Annotated in this window: 17 protein-coding genes and 3 pseudogenes; all 20 read right to left on the bottom strand. The window is 30.1% G+C overall.

The window, feature by feature from the left end; genetic code table 11:
* Window positions 1-152 precede the first annotated feature (152 nt).
* The 20 genes and pseudogenes from ACZZZT_RS06600 to ACZZZT_RS06505 all read right to left on the bottom strand — a co-directional run bounded on the left by ACZZZT_RS06600 (window position 153) and on the right by ACZZZT_RS06505 (window position 19,592).
* Window positions 153-902: a glycosyltransferase family 2 protein gene (locus ACZZZT_RS06600; protein ID WP_463459820.1), complete on the bottom strand. Its 750-nt coding sequence runs from the start codon at window positions 900-902 to the stop codon at window positions 153-155.
* A 1-nt stretch (window position 903) separates the two neighbouring features.
* Window positions 904-1,563 carry an LbetaH domain-containing protein gene (locus ACZZZT_RS06595; protein WP_463459819.1) on the bottom strand — a complete coding sequence of 220 codons (660 nt, stop codon included), beginning with the start codon at window positions 1,561-1,563 and terminating at the stop codon, window positions 904-906.
* Window positions 1,560-2,225: an MBL fold metallo-hydrolase gene (locus tag ACZZZT_RS06590; RefSeq protein ID WP_463459818.1), complete on the bottom strand. Its 666-nt coding sequence runs from the start codon at window positions 2,223-2,225 to the stop codon at window positions 1,560-1,562. Before ACZZZT_RS06590 ends, ACZZZT_RS06595 begins: the two co-directional genes overlap by 4 nt.
* Complete coding sequence (locus tag ACZZZT_RS06585; RefSeq protein WP_463459817.1) at window positions 2,194-2,943, bottom strand: SDR family NAD(P)-dependent oxidoreductase; 750 nt, start codon at window positions 2,941-2,943, stop codon at window positions 2,194-2,196. Before ACZZZT_RS06585 ends, ACZZZT_RS06590 begins: the two co-directional genes overlap by 32 nt.
* Window positions 2,944-2,947: 4 nt before the next feature.
* A complete protein-coding gene (locus tag ACZZZT_RS06580; protein WP_463459816.1) occupies window positions 2,948-3,706 on the bottom strand; it encodes an SDR family NAD(P)-dependent oxidoreductase in 759 nt (252 codons plus the stop codon).
* Window positions 3,707-3,720: 14 nt separating this feature from the next.
* Window positions 3,721-3,933 carry a phosphopantetheine-binding protein gene (locus tag ACZZZT_RS06575; protein WP_463459815.1) on the bottom strand — a complete coding sequence of 71 codons (213 nt, stop codon included), beginning with the start codon at window positions 3,931-3,933 and terminating at the stop codon, window positions 3,721-3,723.
* Window positions 3,934-3,951: 18 nt separating this feature from the next.
* Entirely contained in the window at window positions 3,952-5,016 is a 1,065-nt protein-coding gene (locus tag ACZZZT_RS06570) for a 3-oxoacyl-ACP synthase III family protein (RefSeq protein WP_463459814.1), read from the bottom strand.
* Entirely contained in the window at window positions 5,016-5,246 is a 231-nt protein-coding gene (locus ACZZZT_RS06565) for a phosphopantetheine-binding protein (RefSeq protein ID WP_463459813.1), read from the bottom strand. Before ACZZZT_RS06565 ends, ACZZZT_RS06570 begins: the two co-directional genes overlap by 1 nt.
* A gap of 155 nt (window positions 5,247-5,401) precedes the next feature.
* Window positions 5,402-5,824, bottom strand: coding sequence for a hypothetical protein (locus ACZZZT_RS06560; protein WP_463459812.1), 423 nt, complete (start codon window positions 5,822-5,824; stop codon window positions 5,402-5,404).
* A 243-nt stretch (window positions 5,825-6,067) separates the two neighbouring features.
* The gene (locus ACZZZT_RS06555) at window positions 6,068-7,453 is read right to left on the bottom strand and encodes an AMP-binding protein (RefSeq protein ID WP_463462388.1); all 1,386 of its coding nucleotides are present in this window, start codon (window positions 7,451-7,453) and stop codon (window positions 6,068-6,070) included.
* A 145-nt stretch (window positions 7,454-7,598) separates the two neighbouring features.
* Window positions 7,599-8,680, bottom strand: a pseudogene (locus ACZZZT_RS06550) (DegT/DnrJ/EryC1/StrS family aminotransferase).
* Between the two features lie 4 nt (window positions 8,681-8,684).
* The gene (locus ACZZZT_RS06545; protein ID WP_463459811.1) at window positions 8,685-9,833 is read right to left on the bottom strand and encodes a lipopolysaccharide biosynthesis protein; all 1,149 of its coding nucleotides are present in this window, start codon (window positions 9,831-9,833) and stop codon (window positions 8,685-8,687) included.
* A gap of 11 nt (window positions 9,834-9,844) precedes the next feature.
* The gene (locus ACZZZT_RS06540; RefSeq protein WP_463459810.1) at window positions 9,845-10,105 is read right to left on the bottom strand and encodes an oligosaccharide flippase family protein; all 261 of its coding nucleotides are present in this window, start codon (window positions 10,103-10,105) and stop codon (window positions 9,845-9,847) included.
* Window positions 10,106-10,323: 218 nt separating this feature from the next.
* Window positions 10,324-11,388, bottom strand: a complete 1,065-nt coding sequence (locus ACZZZT_RS06535) for a lipopolysaccharide biosynthesis protein (RefSeq protein ID WP_463459809.1) — start codon at window positions 11,386-11,388, stop codon at window positions 10,324-10,326.
* Window positions 11,389-11,395: 7 nt separating this feature from the next.
* Window positions 11,396-13,926, bottom strand: a pseudogene (locus ACZZZT_RS06530) (SLBB domain-containing protein).
* Between the two features lie 54 nt (window positions 13,927-13,980).
* Window positions 13,981-15,027, bottom strand: coding sequence for a dTDP-glucose 4,6-dehydratase (gene rfbB / locus ACZZZT_RS06525; protein ID WP_463459808.1), 1,047 nt, complete (start codon window positions 15,025-15,027; stop codon window positions 13,981-13,983).
* A 9-nt stretch (window positions 15,028-15,036) separates the two neighbouring features.
* On the bottom strand, window positions 15,037-16,044 hold the full coding sequence (locus tag ACZZZT_RS06520; RefSeq protein ID WP_463459807.1) for a mannose-1-phosphate guanylyltransferase: 1,008 nt from the start codon (window positions 16,042-16,044) through the stop codon (window positions 15,037-15,039).
* Window positions 16,045-16,075: 31 nt separating this feature from the next.
* Window positions 16,076-17,359: a nucleotide sugar dehydrogenase gene (locus tag ACZZZT_RS06515; RefSeq protein WP_463459806.1), complete on the bottom strand. Its 1,284-nt coding sequence runs from the start codon at window positions 17,357-17,359 to the stop codon at window positions 16,076-16,078.
* A 301-nt stretch (window positions 17,360-17,660) separates the two neighbouring features.
* Complete coding sequence (locus tag ACZZZT_RS06510; RefSeq protein WP_042565893.1) at window positions 17,661-18,125, bottom strand: UpxY family transcription antiterminator; 465 nt, start codon at window positions 18,123-18,125, stop codon at window positions 17,661-17,663.
* A 77-nt stretch (window positions 18,126-18,202) separates the two neighbouring features.
* Window positions 18,203-19,592 (bottom strand): annotated as a pseudogene (locus ACZZZT_RS06505) (UDP-glucose 6-dehydrogenase).
* Window positions 19,593-19,594 lie beyond the last annotated feature (2 nt).

Raw genomic sequence — 19,594 nt, 5'->3', positions numbered from 1 at the left:
TTTTAAATTATTATTTCCCAAATAAAACTGATAAAGGAAAATTAAAAATTGTCTTAAACTACCTTTAAATAAAATATTCCAAACTAATTGTTCATATAAATAAATAGAAATAATTCGTTTCTTTGTTTTTAGATCTTCTTTATAATATTTTTTTAAAAAAACAATTTAATTTGAAAAACACTTTTCTTAAAATCAAGATGTTTGTCTAGATTTTTAGTATTTGAGGCCGATTCTTCTAAAACTCTATACACAGTTGTTGCCTCGTCTATGTAATGTGCTTTTGTCTTTGTCGCAATAAATAACCACAAAGGTAAATCTCCTAGCAACCATCCTTTAGAATATGGCCTAATTTCACTAACGTAAGCTTTTAAATACTCCCTCTTAAAGCAAACTGTCAAAGTATAAATATTGGAGGCGCCAAAAATTAAATCTTTAAAAAAACAATCTTGTTTATTCTTTGGTTTATCTAATACATTCAATTCATTTGTAAGTTGATAATACACAAGGGAGTCAGTATATACTAATCCAAAATCTAAATTTGCCTCTAAGAAATCAAATTGTTTTTGCAGTTTTAAAGGATCAGTCCAATAGTCATCTCCTTCACAAATGGCTATGTATTTACCCCTAGCCAAAGGAAATACTATATCTAACCAAATATTTACATCAGGCTTTGTAAAATGATTTTCAATTTGATAAACATTGTTAAATAAATTAGGAAATTTTAATTCATATTCCCTAATTATTTTCGCTGTATCATCGGTAGAGGCATCATCATGAACAATTATCTCAAACAAAAAGTCAGTTTGTTGTATTAACAAACCATCCAAACATTCTTTAATATATTTTTCGTGATTGTATGATGTACAGATAATACTTAGTAGCGGTATATTCTCTTTTTGCATTCTATTTTGGAATCGCTATTATGCTTTCTTTATATCTATAAAAAATAGTAGAATCATCTTTAATAGATTTATCTACTATCATCCCTGCTTGTATCAAGTTGTTGTGTCCTATCATAACATGAGGTATCACTGTAGATCTAATACCGAAAAAATTATTATCCCCAATTGAAACTCTACCAGCTATACCAGCTGTAGAGAAAAAATTACCATTCCCAATAATACAATCATGGCTTATGAAACTATAAGATGTTATCATATTGAAGTCTCCTATTTTTGTATTTGGACCAATAATACAAAACGGATAAATAATATTACCCGTCCCTAATTCAATAGTATCAGGCATAATTACTGAATAATGTATAAACTGACAAATAATAACCTCTTTCATTTTCAATTTAGAAATAATTTCATTTCTAAATTGAATATCCGATATACCTATTAAAACTTCAATTTCTTTTTCAAATTTGTAGCTATCGATATCTCCTAGAACCGGTTTTTGCAATTTATATTTTTTCCAATATTTTTCAATATTATAGTCGTGGTCGATATAACCTAACAAGTCTATTTGAAACTGGGAATCAACATGTCTGTTATTATCTTCTACATATGAAGTTAGCTCCGCAGCAACCGCTCCGGTTCCTATAATTACAATTTTTTTCATATAATTTTACTAAAATCAACATCATTAAAAAGAAATATCTCCCCATGACCCGGATAAACAATCATGCTTTCCTTATTAAATAATTTATCTAATTCAGAAATTGTATCATTAAGTTTTTTTCTACTACCTCCTGGTAATTTAGTAACAGTTTTAGTATCTTTTATAAATACATCTCCTGTAAAGAGTATTTCATTTATCCAAAAAGAAACAGAACCCATTGAGTGACCAGGAGTTTCCTTAAATTGTATCAAAAAATTACCTAGTTTTAAAACCTCATCCGAAATTATTATTATTTTATCGGTTAGAGCAACTTCAAATCCTCTTTGATTATAAAATATGGACAAATTTTTCTTTTTATCAATTATATTTTCTAAGCATATTTCCGTGCCTACTATTGTACAATCAAAAAGTGCCAACAATTTATTAACTCCCCAAATGTGATCAAAATGTTCATGAGTTAATATTATATATTCTGGCATAAGATTACTTTCTTTTAAGAAAAATAATAATTCATTACAGTCTTCTGTTCCTGGATCAATTACAATGCAGTTAGAATTCAAAACATTATAAACAACAAAACAATTCGAATCTATCGGTTGATTCTGAATTATTTTAACTGATATTTCCACCTTATCCTGTAATGTTAATGGTTCTTCCGCCATCGACTGTAATCTGTTGTCCCGTTATCCATCTTGAATTTTCAGAGAGCAAGAATGAAACAGCCTGACAGATATCATTTGGCACACCTATACCCAAAGGATAAGAAGCTAACATTCTTTGCTTCAATTCCTGATTTCCTAAAATATCCCTCGTCATTTCAGTTTCGACAGCACCTGGTAGTACCGAATTAACACGAACTTTAGGCGCTAACTCTATGGCCAAGGACCGCATTAAACCATCGAGAGCTGATTTTGATGATCCATAAGCGCTCATTGCTTTTGCCCCATGATTACTGATATTACTTGATATAAAAACAACACTTTTTAGAGAACCATTATTTATTTTCTTATTTATAAGAGTTTTAGAAATTAAATTTGGCGCAAAGACATTTACATTAAATGTCTGTTTCAAAATATTTAAATTTGACATTTTCAAAGGTGCCATTTTCATAATTCCTGCACAATGGACAAATTTTATAATTTCGATATCGTTACCAGACAAAAATTGGCTCAATGAATACTCTACTTCCTCAATTTCTTCTAAGTTACAAGACCATATTAAAGTACTTTCTTTCTTGCTGCATAGACTTTCAACCTCATTTAATTTTTCTGAATTTCTTCCGTGCAGAACTATATTGTAATCATTAGACAACTGAATTGCTATTTCTTTTCCTATACCAGATGTAGCTCCCGTTACCAAAACAAATTGTTTTTTTTCCATATTCCTATTGTGCTGTAAACCCACCATCAACATTTATAATCGAACCTGTAATCCATTTTGCCATATCTGACACTAGAAAAGCAATAGAGTTGGCAATATCTTCTGCATCACCAAGTCCTAACGGATGTAACTTATTAATTACCTCATCATGTTCAGAACTAAAAGAACCACTAATTGAATCTAACATATTTGTTTTCACAAACCCTGGCGCGATACAATTTACTCTAATTCTTTTAGGGGCAAGCTCAATTGCGAGCGACTTAGTTATTCCATGCAAAGCTGATTTAGACATTGCATATCCCACATTTGCTGCAGAACCCACACATCCATAAACAGATGATATAAAAATAAATGCTCCAGATTCTCCACTAAAAACAGATTTATTGGAACAAATCTTGGCTAATTCCAAACCTGCTATCGAATTAATTTTTAAAACATCCAGCAATACTTTTTCATTAAGAGATTTTAGAGGAGACAAATATGGCCTTCCTGCCAAATGAATAAAACCATTAATTTTTCCTATCTCTGACACAACATTAACAATTTTAGCCTTAAGATCAACTGAATCAAGCAAATCGACAACTAAAATTTTCGTCTCATTGAGACAGCTTTCAGCAGTCTCTACTAGTCCTTTATCATTTAGGTCTATCAAAATTAATGTAGCTCCTAATTTAGACAATAGCAAACTGGTAGCCTTGCCAATTCCCGACGACGCACCTGTTACAATATACTTTTTACCAGCTAATGAAATTGGATTATACACTTTTAGTTAGAAATTTAGTTACTTTTTAACAGTTCATATAACCCCCCTATAGTCTTAGCTTCAACGATTTGAGATGCTGTAATAGTCTTTTGAAATTCTTCTCCAGAATAAGCAATTATTGATAAACTAGTCAATGAATCCCATGCATCAAAATCAATAATAGTATCTGTTAATTGCACAGTATCCTCTTCAAATAATTCGGCCATTTTTTCTAAAAAATCTTCCATTTTTTTTGTTTTATTTTTTTAATATTCTATTATTTCGCAAAAAGACAAAGGCCCTACATCCATAAGCAATGATGCCCATGTCAAACCAACTCCAAATCCCGAGAAACAAATTTTTAAACGTTTTTCTTTTATCTGTTCTGCGATGTTAAAGCACGTAACTACAGGAATCGTTACACCGCTCGAATTCCCAAAATTCTCTACTACATTTGCAGGCATTTTTTCTCTACTAATCCCTATCTTATCAGCAACTTTATTGAGCATAAATTTATTGGGCTGATGGAACATATAATAATCAACATCATCCTTATTTACTTTTGCATTTTCTAATAAAGATCCAATCATTGGCGGAACTTCCGCTTGAACAAAATTAAATACATCATCCCCTTTCATTACAAGATTTTCCTTACTCCTAAAATTACCACTAGCATCTTCAGACATAATTGCAGTTTCATTAGAAATAGGTAATTTGGCTCCACCAGCTGGAATTTGTAAAGAAAATGCACCCTTTCCATCCATCTTTATTGTTCCAAAAATCTCTGTTTTCTCAGATGATTTTTCTATTATTGTAATTGAAGCTGCGTCTCCTATAAGTGGATTACTATTTCGATCTCTTTTTGAAACTTTAGTACTCAAAACATCAGCATTTACCATAACAACCTTAGAGATAGAAGATTGTTCCAATAACATAAAAGCTTGATTTAGTCCGATAATAAAACCAGCACAACCTTGATTTATATCAAAACAAATCATATCCTGTTTTAGATTGAAATGTCCTTGAATAATATTACTTGTTGGAGGCATTATATAATCAGGCGATTGAGTCACAAAAATAAGTGCATCAATATCTTCTTTCTGTAACTTCCCTGTAGAAAAAAGAAAATCAAGACCTTTGATAGCTAAATCAGACGCACAAACCCCTTCCGAAGCCACTCTTCTTTTATTTAAACCAAGTGCGGTCTTTAATTTCAGTGATTTTGCGGTAGAAAAATTATAGTTTTCCATCTCATCCTCAAACTTTATTTCATTTGAAGGCATTATCACTAACATTCCGGTAATTTCTTTGTCTTTAAAGTACAAATTCATTATTTAACATATTTATTCAGCAAACAGGAAATACTTTCTACATTAGAAAAATTTTCAGGCAATATATCTGTTCCATCAATTGATATCCCAAAAGTCTCATCTAAACTTGTCACTAAAGTTACCAAGTCAAACGAATCTAACATTCCTGCTTCAATAAAATTTTCAGTTGGTTCACTAAAATCAAATTCTGGTCTTATATCATTTAATATTGATATTATTTTATCATTCATATTTTATCATTTTATTTGTGAGCACAAAATTATACATTTTTTCTTCAACAAAACCATAATGTTTGTATCTCTTTATTGCATTTTCATTGCTCTTTATTACCCAAAACAAATGTCTATTTGTAGCTCTACCTCTACTTTCAAAAATATTAAAAAGTTTAGATCCTATTTTTTTCTCTAAAATCAGGATGTACAAACCAATATCTTAGATATAAAGTACTTCCTATAATTTCGTAAATTAAAAACCCCCCAATTTTATTTTCTTCTTCATAAATTAAAACATTTTTATTTTCAATCCAATTCCTCAATTCCTTTTCCTCTGGCAATTGTTCTGCTTTTTCATCAAAAAATATTTGAAATAAATTATGTAAAGAAGTTATATGTTTAATTGATGCATCTTGTATATCCTTTACATTAGTGATTGCAACAGGTGAAAAATCTTTTCTACTGTTTAATCTATTCATCCTAACAAGCGAAGTGTAATAATTGAAAGATTGATTATAAAATATATCTAATAATTCAGAAGTTTCTTCTCTTTGAACAATATCTAAGATTAAATTTTCCTCTCCAAATTCTTTCATTAATTTAGGGAGTGATTTCGCTAACTCTTCATTAGAAGATGCAATAAAAAACACTGTATAGAAGTTAGTCTTTTTTTTAAAAAATAAATTACTTCGCCAAGTTCTATTATATAAAATTGACCTTCAGCTATCCAAATTTTATTCTTTTCAGTATTTGGATAAAAATTGGTAACTAGTTTTTTTTATAATTTTTAATTCTAACTACGGCTTGATTAATTTCATTAAAATCAATTACTTTCCTCATTATAAATTAACCTTGTTTTTCAGAAAAAGACGATCTATTTTTCCGTTAGTATTTCTCGGCAATTCTTTCATAAAAATATAAACTGTAGGAATCATATATTTAGGGAGTACTTTAATAAGTTCTTTCCTAAAATCAGCAACAGGAATCTCTTGGTTTGCTTCATAAAAAAGAGTAATTTCTTTTTTATTTACATTGTAAACGATACAGCCATTTTTAGCAATTTTTAGTTTGTTAACAATCACATGCTCTATTTCCCCTAATTCTATTCTATATCCTAAATGTTTAATAAGACTATCTTTTCGGCCTTTAAAAATAATTTCATCTCTATTATTTATAGAGACAATATCCCCTGTTCTATAAATAATTTCCGGATAAGACTTATTAAGAGGGTTTTGAACAAATGCTAATGATGTTTTTTCAGGATTATTATAATAGCCCATTGCGAGTGAAGTTCCCCTCACACACAATTCCCCTTCTTCTCCTTTTACAACTAATACATCCTCATCATTAAGTATAAGAACATCAGTATTCCTACAAGCAAAACCTATTGGTAATGGTTCATTATCTGGAATATCTCTGTCTACAATGAAATAAGTACAATCTAATGTAATTTCAATAGGGCCATATAAATTAGCAAATAAACATTCCTTTAAATTATTTTTCCAATAATTAAACTGTTTTGTTGGAAATACCTCACCAGCAAACCAAACCGTTTTTAAAGAAGGCAAACTAATATTTTCTAATAAAGCCATATTGGCAATATTTACCATGATTGTTGGCACCCAAAAAAGGAATGTTATTCTCTCTCTCTCTAGGATCTCTAAAATTTTAATTGGAAATGCCGCCAAACCATCTGGTATCAATATTATAGTACTGGCTTTAGACATCAACAAACACAATTCATAACTATAAATATCAAAAACTAATGGAGACAAAGATCCTATAATTTCATTATTTGAAAATTTAAAAGTATCTATTGACCATTCTGTAAAATCGACAAAACTTTTATGGTTTAGAACTACACCTTTTGGTGTACCTGTAGAGCCCGAGGTATTTATAATACAATATGGATCCGTATCAATCAATCCAGCTAATCTTTTTATTAATTTATCATCAATAATACTATCAAAATTAATATTATCAATATTAAATATTTGCTGAGACAGCCCTAAGCTTTCCAATTGTTTTACATAAGTAGAATTTGTGATAACAAGTTGTGGCTCTATTAAAGAAATTATATTATTTATCCTTTCCATGGGTGTCTTAACATCTAAATTCATATAGATATTCCCACTGAAAGTAATAGCAATATTAGAAATTACACTCTCTATTGTTTTAGGAAGAAAAACTGCAATTGGTTTATTTACATCATTAACAGTTTTAATTATATATTGTGCTAAAATTTTCGACTTTAAACTTAAGTCTGCGAAAGTTATTTTTTTTCACCTTCAATTACAGCTGTTTTATTACTGTTATTTTCTACAGTTTCAATAAAATATTCTATTACATTCTTAATCATTTTATCCTAATTTAATTATTCTGAACTCTTAAAATTAATCTACAAATCAAATCTACTTCTTCTAATGTTAAATCATAGTACAATGGCAAACATAAAACTCGTTTTGATACATCATCAGTCACAATAAAATCTTTATTTTGAAGATATGGCAAAGCACTAGCTAAAGAGGGGTAAAAATAACGTCTTGTAAAGATTTCACTTCCATCTAAAGTTGATTTAATTTTTAACAACAATTCTTCATTATCAAGGACTACACAATAGTATGCAAAATTTTGTTCTGAATCTTTATGCCATATAGGTCGATAAGCCTTTAGAGTTTGCAACTTTTCATCATAACGCGAAACTAATAATTTTCTACTTTCATGTATTTTTTTAATATAATTTAGATTAACCAAACCCATAGCTGCATGAAATTCTGAATTTTTACCATTTATTCCTAATTCAGAAAAAGTATCGAAACCCGAAATTCCAAAATTACGGATATAGGCAAGTCTTTTAAGTAAGTCAGAGGATTTTGTTATAATTAACCCCCCTCAATTGAGTGATACAATTTGGTGGCATGAAGAGAACATGTCGTAATATCTCCATATTCAAAAATAGACTTATCATTAATTTGCACCCCAAAAGCATGAGCACCATCATAAATTACTTTTAAATTATGCTTTTTTGCAATACGTTCAATAGCAATCACATCACAAGGATTGCCATAAACGTGGGTAGCCAGAATTGCTTCCGTTTTTTCAGTTATTGCATTCTCGATCTTTGAAGAATCAATATTTAATGTTTTCTCATCTATATCGACAAAAACTGGCGTGCACCCTTCCCAAACAATACATGAAGTTGTTGCCACAAATGAGAAAGGAGTTGTAATTATCTCTCCTTTAATATCAAGAGCTTTAATGGCCATTTGTAATGCTACAGTTCCATTAGTAACAAATAGTAAATAATCTACCTTAAGATACTCTTTAAGGTTCATTTCAAGTTCGCTGGCTAGTGGCCCCATATTGGTCAACCACTGCCTCTTCCAAATCCCACTAACAAACTGCTGGTATTCTTCTTCTGGGGGTAAAAATGGTCTAGTAACTGGTATCATATTTTTAAATTATGTTGCGAATATCTTTTATAGTTTGAAATTTAAATATTAATGCTAAAAACACATATGTTATTATTCCTGTCATACTACTTAAAATAAGTCGTGAAATGTTATCATAATCAGTCAAATAATTATTAATTATAAAAACCAATAATCCCATACAACTTGAAATAACAAAGACAGGAAGAATATCTAATAATTGCTGCTTCATTGTATAATCAATAATAGAACCGGCATAGTAAGTATTAATAAAAAGTGCTATTATCGAAGCAATAACAGAGCCAACTAATAATCCGTTAAAGCCGAATAAAATTGAAATAACTATTATAAATATCAACACAATTTTTTTAATTATTTCCAATTTTAAAAATAAATCGCTCCTACCCTTAACCTGAAGGATCATCAAATTATAAAGATGGAGAGGGTATAAAATTCCAGATAGACAAATAATTCGAAATATTGGAACAATAGACAACCATTTTTCAGTAAATAAAAAAGCTACAAGTTCATTCGCTAACAAAGCCATAAGAACAATTATAGGAGTAATAATAAAAAGGACAATAAGCATTATCTTTTTATAAGCCGCTCTTAAAGCAGGAATATCATCTTGAACTTTTGCAAAAAGAGGAAAAACAACTTTATTCAGTGCAGCTGAAACATTCCCTACAGGCAACATCATCAATGAATTTGCTCTTGTATAATAACCAACTGTTACTGGATTATAAAGCCTTCCTATAATAATTTGATAAATATTTGTAAAAATGGTATCTAAAAGACCAGAAATTGTCATTTTATATCCAAAGTGAAAATGAAGTTTAAATCTATCAATATTAAAAATGAGCTGTGGGCGCCAATCTGAAGAAAACCACAAAAATATAGATGTTAATAAATTTGTCAATAGTATTGAATATACTAATGACCAAACACCATAATTATTATATGCAAAAAAAACACCCATTAAACTCCCGATTAACAAAGCTGGAAATGTTATGAATGCTTGTTTTCTGAACTTCATCTCTTTTGTTAATATAGTATTCTGAACAGTACCAAAAGCTAAAAAAACAAAAGAAAGACCATATACTCTTGCAATATCAGTAAGAACTGGTTGTTTGTAAAACTGAGCTATATAAGGTGCTAAAAAAAAACAAAACATATATCAACAAACTAACACCAAGATTGAAAAAAAACAGTTGAATAATCCTTAGAGTCTGTTTTTGATACCCTGATTAATGAAGTAGTCATTCCGCCTTCAAATAACGCCGTCCCTATTCCAATAAATACCGTCAACATTCCTATCAACCCAAATTCAGCCGGCAGAAGAATTCTTGCTAGAATAATCTGAACAAGAAAAGTAGTCAATTGTGTAGAAAATTGCTGTAAAAATGACCAAATAAAGCCTTTTAAAGCTTGTGTTTTTAATGACATATATTGTATATAAAGAATATTTTGTAACCATATTAAAATAAGTTTTCAAATTATTACTTTGTAAAATTTTTATTTTTATTATTTCTTAAACCTTTATTCGTTTTTATATTTCATATGTTAAAGTAAAAAAAATGTTCAAATAGGTCGTTACCAATTTAATCGTCAACTAATACTATCAAATTTCTAATTTTAACAATTGTTACACTATTGAAATTATCTTATGAAATTAACTGAAAAAAACGTTTCACTATCAAAATAAAAATAATTAAAAAACCACTAATTAAACCACCTATTATAATTCCCTTGGCTTTACCAATTTTGTCTTTTTTTAAAGGAAAAATAGGTTTATCAATTATCTGTATTAATGGTGTTTCTTTACGCAAATTAACTTTAGATAATTCAGATTGTTTCACTAGTTCAGTCAAAATTGCCGTATTTGCTTGAACATCTACTTGTTTTCGTGAAGAAGGAGTACGTCTAACATTTAAAGCTGGATTTAAATTAAATGTATTGTCATTTGCCACAGCTACACCTGTAATAGCCCCATTAAGTTCTCGCCTAATTGAATCAACTTGACGTTCTAAAATTGCCATATTAATTCTAGCTTTTTTACTTTTAGTATCTATATAAAAATCTGAAATCTCTTTAGCTAATGCTTCACAAAAGTATTTTGCAAAAAATTCATTTGTAGAATAAACATCAATATCAATAATCGATGCCTTTTTATCTTTTTGGGAAACTAAAAACCCTCCTTCTGTCAAATTTTTACCTATAACTCCTAAAATACTATCATTTTCCCTTGTAAAATTTTTTCTGTCTGTGTTAGGCAAAAACTCAATATTTGCTAATTTAGGTTTATCTTTCCAACTTTCTCTCCACTTATTATCTTGAATATACATTTCTGCAAATGAAATGATTTTGCCATTATTAGTCACTGGAGACAATAAGGTTTTCTCAACCATCAATCTTGATTTAAATAATTCCGTCAAGTTAGAGCTTGTAAACATTCCACCCCCACTTCCTCCTAAATCCAATCCTAACGAGCTAGCAAATCCTAAAGCTCCTCCCATACCCCCTGATTTATCTTCTTCTAAAACAAAAGATAAAGTTGCTGTATAAACTGGTTTTTTCACTATTGCAATACTTAGTCCTAAAACTGCTCCAACAATTCCAGCCAATACAATAACTTTCCACTGTGATAGTAAATAATCATACCATTCTCTTGCCTTTACTAATAATTCTTTTAATGAAATTTCATCATTTTTAATATCTTTATTTCCCATCAAATTATTATTTAAATGCAGTTACAATTAATAATGCTAAGCTTGCAAATGCAGTTCCAATACCGGCCCACTCACCGGCACTCATTTTCTTTGTCTCAGGTTTTTCGGGAACCACAATTTGAGAATCAGGTTCCACTTTTGGATAAGATCTAAAAAACAAAAATGAACCTGTTACAGAGGCCTTTCCATTTGGATATATAATATATGCCTTCTTTTTCCATCCTTTAATATTTACACCCCCAACAGCATTAATATAATATTTAAATCCTTTACCACTTCGATATGGAATTTCTGAAGTTAATAATACGTTACCTGTTACTTTTACTCCCTCATTATAAACTGCTACTTCAATTTCATCACCTGGAAACAAAGTAACGTTTGAATAATGATTTTTATCTTTTACAATTTTTTCCCAATTTACAGGAATTGTAGCGTATTTTAACTCGTCTCTAAGCTTTTTAGATAACTTATCTCTAAGTGTATCTTTTTGTTTAAAATTTAATTCTTTAGATTCTTTAGATTCTTTTAATTGTTTTTCTTCTTCGGTTATTTCTTTTTTATCAAGATTTACACTTTCTAATTGTTTAATTTGCTCGTCCTTAATTGGTCTTTTAATTTTCATGCCATCCAAATTAGCAATTGATGTTAATCCTCCTGCCCTCATTACAACATTGTAAACTGTTTCCCTTTTATTAGCAAGTACATACTTACCTGGATAAGTTACTGCCCCACTAATTTTAACCATTTCGGGCTTTTCATAAACTGCCATTTTTCTGATATTAATAACATCAAAAGGTTTCAAAACAAAATTTTTAATTTGTTCATTATTGTCAGCAGTGATTTCAAGTTCTACTAGTTCGATACGCTTTGGATCACTGTCGTCAATTGCATCAGATTTTACCATTCTTGCAATCTCCACTCTTTTTGAAGCTGAACCTGTTAATCCTCCAACTTGTACAACTAGGTCGTTTAAGGTTAAATTATCAAAATATTCATATTCTCCAGGTTTTTTTACTTCTCCATCTATAGTAATTTTATATTCTTCTCTAAAATCAAGTATTGAATAAACTGTAACAATATCTTCTCTTTTTAGCTCAATGTCAGAATTTAAATCCCCTGACAAAGCTCCACTTAAATCAACATTTACAATTTCTGTAGTTAAATCTGTTTTTAATCTAATAATTCTTGCTCGTTTCGTATAAGCATCTTCTTTCATCCCTTCAGCTCTTGTAATCAGATCTGAAATTCTCATTCCTTCACTATATGAATAATAATCTGGCCTAAAAACTGCTCCTTCTATCTTAATACGATTTTCAAATCGGTTTAAGATTTTTGTAACATTAAAGACATCTCCTGATTTAGGTAAGTAAGAACCAAATTCGCTTTCGTTTATATCATGAACCTTAAACTCTTTGCCTGTTTTTTGCAAGACATTTACAGATGCTGTGTAAGCAAATTCATTAAATCCAGAAGCGAAATTTAGTAAGTCAGAAAATGTTTCTCCTTTTTTATCTCGAAAATTCCCGGTCTTTTTACTTCTCCTTCAATTACTACTCTTTCAGTATAGGCAGGAATTCTAATTACATCATTATCTCTTAAATTTACATTCTCCGATTGATCTCCTTTAACTATAAACTTATAAATATCAACATTTTTATAAACTTTATTATTTCGGATTAATTCTATATTTCTATAACTACCATTTTTACCTGGTCCACCTGCGAGATGCAATGCGTTATAAACAGACGCAAGAGATGAAATAGAATAATTTCCAGGTTGCTTCCCTCCTACAATTGTCACTTTAATGGTTCTAATATCACTTAAACTTATACTAACTTGAGACTGCCCAGATCTAACGGTACTGTACACTCTTGCAATTGCAGCTCTTATTTTTTGTGTAGCAGCTTCAATTGACATTCCTGCTACTGCAATTTGACCAACATTTTGAATTGTAATTTTACCTTCAAAGTTCACAGGAACAGTATCCTCAAATTGCTGAACACCATACACACTAACTTCTAATTTATCACCTGGTCCCAGAACATAATTTACTGGCGTGGCCATTTTTAGATCTGGCTCAAAACTCAAAGTTGGATTATCAAATAATTCAGATCCAAAAATCAAAGCATTTAACGAATCTTTTATTTTTTCGTTTTTAATTTTTTCTTGCTTTCTTCCAAACTCTGAATCTTCGTCCGTATCTTCTAATTTATCCTTGTCTTTTTTATTCTTGTCTTTTTTATCCTTATCTTTCTTATCCTTGTCGCTGGAATTTTTCTTCTCATATTCTTTCACTCGAATTCTTAATTTATCGAATTCTTTTTGGCTCATTCCTTTTGACAAAACCAACGATTCGGCATCATCAATTGTCGCATCATTGCTTTTTAATTGATAAACTATTTTAGCAATTTCATCATCTGACAAATAATCTACTTTTACAGTACTTAAATCTTTAGACTTTATAATGTCCTGAGCATTTGCATTAAAAGACATTAGTAAAATAAAAAATAATGTAAGAACGTATATTAATTTTTTCATATTAAATTATAATTTAACCTTTAGATTGGTTGAAAAGAAAATTGTTTTTTGAATTTATGAATATTGTTTTTTATAATAATCCTTATAAAGACCTGAAGTTACATTCTGTAACCATTCTTCATTATTCAAATACCAATTAATAGTTCTTTCTAATCCTTCTTCAAAAGTTACAGATGGTTTCCATCCTAATTCTTTATTAATTTTAGAAGCATCAATTGCATATCGTAAATCATGACCTGGTCTGTCTTTTACATAAGTAATTAACTCTTGAGAAGTTCCTTCAATTCTTCCTAATTTTTGATCCATAATTTGGCATAATAATTTTACCAAATCAATATTTTTCCATTCATTAAATCCTCCTATATTATATGTTTCATGATTTTTTCCTTCATGAAAAACTAAATCAATTGCAATAGCGTGATCTTCTACGAAAAGCCAATCTCTAGTGTAATTTCCATCGCCATAAACAGGTAATGGTTTGTTATTGATTATATTGTTTATAAAAAGAGGAATCAACTTTTCAGGAAAATGATACGATCCATAATTATTAGAACAATTCGTTAAAACATATGGCAGGCCATAAGTTTCTCCGTAAGCTCTAACAAAATGATCTGAACTTGCTTTTGAAGCTGAATATGGAGAATTAGGGTCATACGAAGTCGTTTCGGTAAATAGACCTTCTGCACCCAGTGATCCATAAACTTCATCGGTACTAATATGATAGAAACGTTTGCCTTCAAAATTATCTTTCCATTGATCTTTAGCAGCGTTTAATAAATTCATAGTTCCAATAACATTTGTTTTTACAAATGCCAATGGATCTTCGATAGATCGATCAACATGGGACTCTGCTGCTAAATGTAGAACTCCATCAAAATTATGTTCTGAAAAAAGTTTATTTATAAAAGATTCATCCACAATATCTCCTTTTACAAAGGTATAGTTTGCATGATTTTCAATATCTTTAATATTCTCAAGATTTCCTGCATAAGTTAAAGCATCTAAATTGAAAATTTGGTATTCAGGATATTTATTTACAAAGCGACGAACCACGTGAGAACCAATAAAACCAGCACCACCTGTTATAAGAATTTTTTTCATTTTCATTAATTAATTTAGCAAATCAGAATTTATTTTCTCTAATTCGCTGTAGATATCTTTAACATCTTGTGAATTTTCTTTTTGCAGAATTAAATTTGCTGTATCAGTGTAAACAAAAATAGTATTTTTTAATCCTAAAAATGTAGTGTGCTTTCCGCTTCCAATAACCATATTTCCATTTTTATCAATATGATGCCCTTTTGAAACTAAATAATCGTAAACTGATTCAAAAGATCCTAAATCTGACCATGAAAATGATGCCGGAACTACTTTTATTTTTTTACTACGCTCCATTACAGCATAGTCGATACTTATTGATGGTATTTCTAAAGATAAATCTAAATCTAAAAAACCATCTTTACTTGCTTCCCAAACAGCTTTTGATTTATCATAAACTTCAGGTTGAAATTGCTTTAACTCTTCTAAAAGAACTCCGGCCTTAAAACAGAACATTCCGCTATTCCATAAAAAATTCCCTTTTGCTATAAACTCCTTTGCAGTAGTTTCGTTAGGTTTCTCTCTAAATGATAAAACTTTATCTCCTTTTGATTCAATATATCCATATCCCGTCTCGGGCTTGGTTGGAATAATTCCAAATGTTACTATATAACCATCTTGTGCTTTTGAAATTGCTTCATCAATCGCTTGATTGTAATTCTCCATTCGATCAATAATATGGTCAGAAGGCGTCACAATTAATATATCATCCGGATTTGATGCAAATGCAGCAAAAGCAATAGCAGCAGCTGTATTTCTTGGAGTAGCTTCAACAATATTCACATAAGCAGTATTGGTTTTATTCATAACTTTACCACTTAAATGATGATTGTCTACATTACCTACAACCATTACCTTACTTGCTAAATGACTATTCCTGTCAACCGTCATCTCAAATAATGATTTATTCTCAAATATCTCAAGATATTGTTTAGGTTGACTCTTACGGGAAAGTGGCCATAATCTACTACCAACCCCACCCGTCAAAATTACATGTATAATTGAATTATTTTTCTCCATTTTTCTTTTAGTATAAAAAAGGATTTCAGTTCTATAATCTATTATCGGCTATAGTACCTAAAACTCCTTTTACGTCATATAATAAACTATTTGATTTTTGTAACTCTGAAAAGTTTAATTCTAAAAACTCAGTATGGGCAACTCCTAAGACAATAGCATCAAATTTATCGGCTGGTAATGAATCTATTGTCGTTAATTTATATTCTTTTTTAACTTCTTGTATATTTGCTAATGGGTCATATATTGTAACAGATATACCATATTCTTTTAATGATTTTACTACGTCTACAATTTTAGTATTTCTAACATCGGGGCAATTTTCCTTAAAAGTAATGCCAAGCATCAAAAGATTTGCTCCATTAACTGAAATCCCTTTTTTAATCATTAATTTAACCACTTGCGATGCCACGTATTCGCCCATACTATCATTCAAACGTCGTCCTGCTAAAATTATTTCAGGATGATATCCAAATTCTTGTGCTCTTTGCGCTAAATAATAAGGATCTACACCAATGCAATGTCCTCCAACCAAACCAGGTTTAAAGGGCAAAAAATTCCATTTAGTTGCTGCCGCAGTTAGCACTTCTTGTGTATCAATATTCATCAAATTAAATATCTTGGCCAATTCATTTACAAAAGCAATGTTAATATCTCTTTGTGAGTTTTCAATAACTTTTGCGGCTTCGGCAACTTTTATACTTGGTGCTAAATGTGTACCTGCTGTAATGACAGATTTGTAAAGAGCATCAACTTTTAAACCAATTTCTTTTGTTGATCCAGACGTTACTTTTAAGATTTTCTCAACAGTATGTTCCTTATCTCCCGGGTTTATTCTTTCTGGTGAATATCCGGCAAAGAAATCAACATTAAATTCTAAACCTGAAACTCTTTCTAAAACTGGTATGCATTGTTCCTCTGTAACTCCTGGATACACAGTAGATTCATAAATTACAATATCCTCTTTTTTTAAGACTTTTCCAACAGATTCACTAGATTTATATAAGGGAGTTAAATCTGGACGATTATTTTTATCAACTGGCGTTGGAACTGTTATTATAAAATAATTACAATCTGCAATATCACTTAAAGTAGTAGTGCAATACAATCCATTTTCATTATTAGGATTAGCAACTAAGACTTTTTGTAAAGTCTCATCATCCACTTCTAAAGTTGTATCAGTACCTGATTTTAAAGTAGCTACTCTTGATTCATTTATATCAAAACCCACAACTGGATATTTAGTAGCAAATAGTCTCGCTAAAGGAAGACCAACATAACCCAAACCTATAATGGCAATTTTTATGTTTTCATCCATTTTTTCTTATCTTTTATCAATTTTGATCATTACAACTCATAGCTTCGCTACTCTGAGTCACAAATATTGGACACAGATACTCTAGAATCATTTTTTGGCAAATATAACACATTCACTCAATTTATTCAATGAGTTTCTTACAGAACTACAAAAGAAACAGAATAAAAAAAATAACGGGTTTTCAAATCTTTACAAATCAGATGTCAACGGTTTTTTTACAAGAAAAAAGAGAGCAAATATCACACAAAAAGTGATTTTTGCTCTCTTATTCTTATTATTTGATGCTGATTGTATCCTAAAATTATTTATATTTTATTTTTAGAACACATCCTAAAGATTCCAAAACTAAAATATAATGCGTATTAGAAACTTCTTTTACTATCGCATCCTGATTACTAAAAGCTCCTGTTTCTAACGTTATACGATCACCAACCTGAATTGAAGTTACTGAAACATCACTTAAATTAGGAGATGATAAACTTTTCTTTATAATATTAATCTCTTCATCTCTTACAATTGCAGGTTTTCCTAACCAAAACAAATATCGAACTACACCCGAAATTTGAAAAACAGAATTTCGCTCACTTTCCAACAACTTAACAAATACATAAGAATTAAAAAGCGGCACTTCAACTTTCTTTTTTCTGTCTGACCATTGCTTTATTTGAGTAATGACAGGACAATAAGATTCAATTCCAATTTCAAGCAGTCTTTCTGCAACCTTTTTCTCCCATTTGGGTTTAGTATAAATAACATACCAATTCATAATTTTTTCTATCTTGAAAATCCAGCCCTATTTGTTATTACTATTTATTTAAATTTCAGATTAACTTTAATCATCAATTAAGAACCTATTCCATTATAAATAAACCCAATTGCTTCCAATTCTTTACCATTTAATATATTTCTTCCATCAAAAACAAAAGCCGGTTTATGCATTGAATCGTAAATTTTCTTCCAATCATAAGCTGCAAATTCATCCCATTCAGTCAGAATTGCAATTGCATGTGATCCATTGCAAGCATTATAGGCATCATCGAACGTTAAAACTGCCGAATTATTTTCTTCAACTGGTCTTGTTTCTAAATAATTTAAATCATTTAGCATTTTATTTCTTGAAACTTTCGGATCATAAACTGAAATTTTCGCTTGTTCATTGATTAAATCGTCTGCTACATATATAGCGGCAGACTCACGTGTATCATTGGTGTCTTTTTTAAATGCCCAACCTAAAAAAGTAATTTTTTTATCTGCAACTGTGTTATATAACGTCTGAACAATTTTATTTGAAAATCTTCTTTTTTGATGATCATTCATAATAATTACTTGTTCCCAATAATCTGCAACCTCATGTAATCCATAAGATTTAGCGATATAAACCAGATTAAGAATATCTTTTTGAAAACATGAACCTCCAAATCCTACTGATGCTTTTAAAAACTTAGGACCGATTCTACTATCCATTCCAATCGCTCTGGCAACCTCGCTTACATCAGCTCCGGTTTTTTCACATAATTCAGACATTGCATTTATTGAAGATATACGCTGTGCTAAAAATGCATTTGCTGTAAGTTTTGACAATTCTGATGACCATACATTTGTAGTCAATATTTTATCTCTACTTACCCAATTAGCATAAACATCAACTAAGGAATTAATCGCAGCTTCACCTTCAGGTGTTGTATCTCCACCTATTAAAATTCTGTCTGGATTTAATAAATCTGAAACAGCTGTTCCTTCTGCTAAAAATTCAGGATTCGATAAAATCTGAAATTGAACTCCATTTCCAGTATTATCCAGAATACTTTTTATCGCTTCGGCAGTTCGAACAGGTAAAGTAGATTTCTCTACAACAATTTTATTTTGCTTAGCAACTTTTGCAATTTGCCTTGCACATAATTCAATATATTTAAGATCTGCAGCCATTCCTTTTCCTTTTCCATAGGTTTTGGTTGGCGTATTTACTGAAATAAAGATAACTTCAGCTTCATCGATTGCTTTTTCAACTTCTGTGGAGAAAAAGATTTCTTCCTCTAGCTTCAGCTACAATTTCTGAAAGTCCAGGTTCGTAAATAGGTATATTTTCTGTATTTGGATCATTCCAATCTTTAATTCTTTGTTCATTCAAATCAACAACAGTCACTTGAATATGAGGGCATTTTTGCGCAATTACTGCCATTGTTGGCCCTCCAACATAACCAGCTCCAATACAACAAATTTTTGTGATTTTCATTT

Source organism: Flavobacterium sp. AC274, from assembly GCF_979258275.1.
The sequence above is the reverse complement of the archived record's forward strand: the minus strand, read 5'-3'. Positions and strand labels throughout refer to the sequence as shown.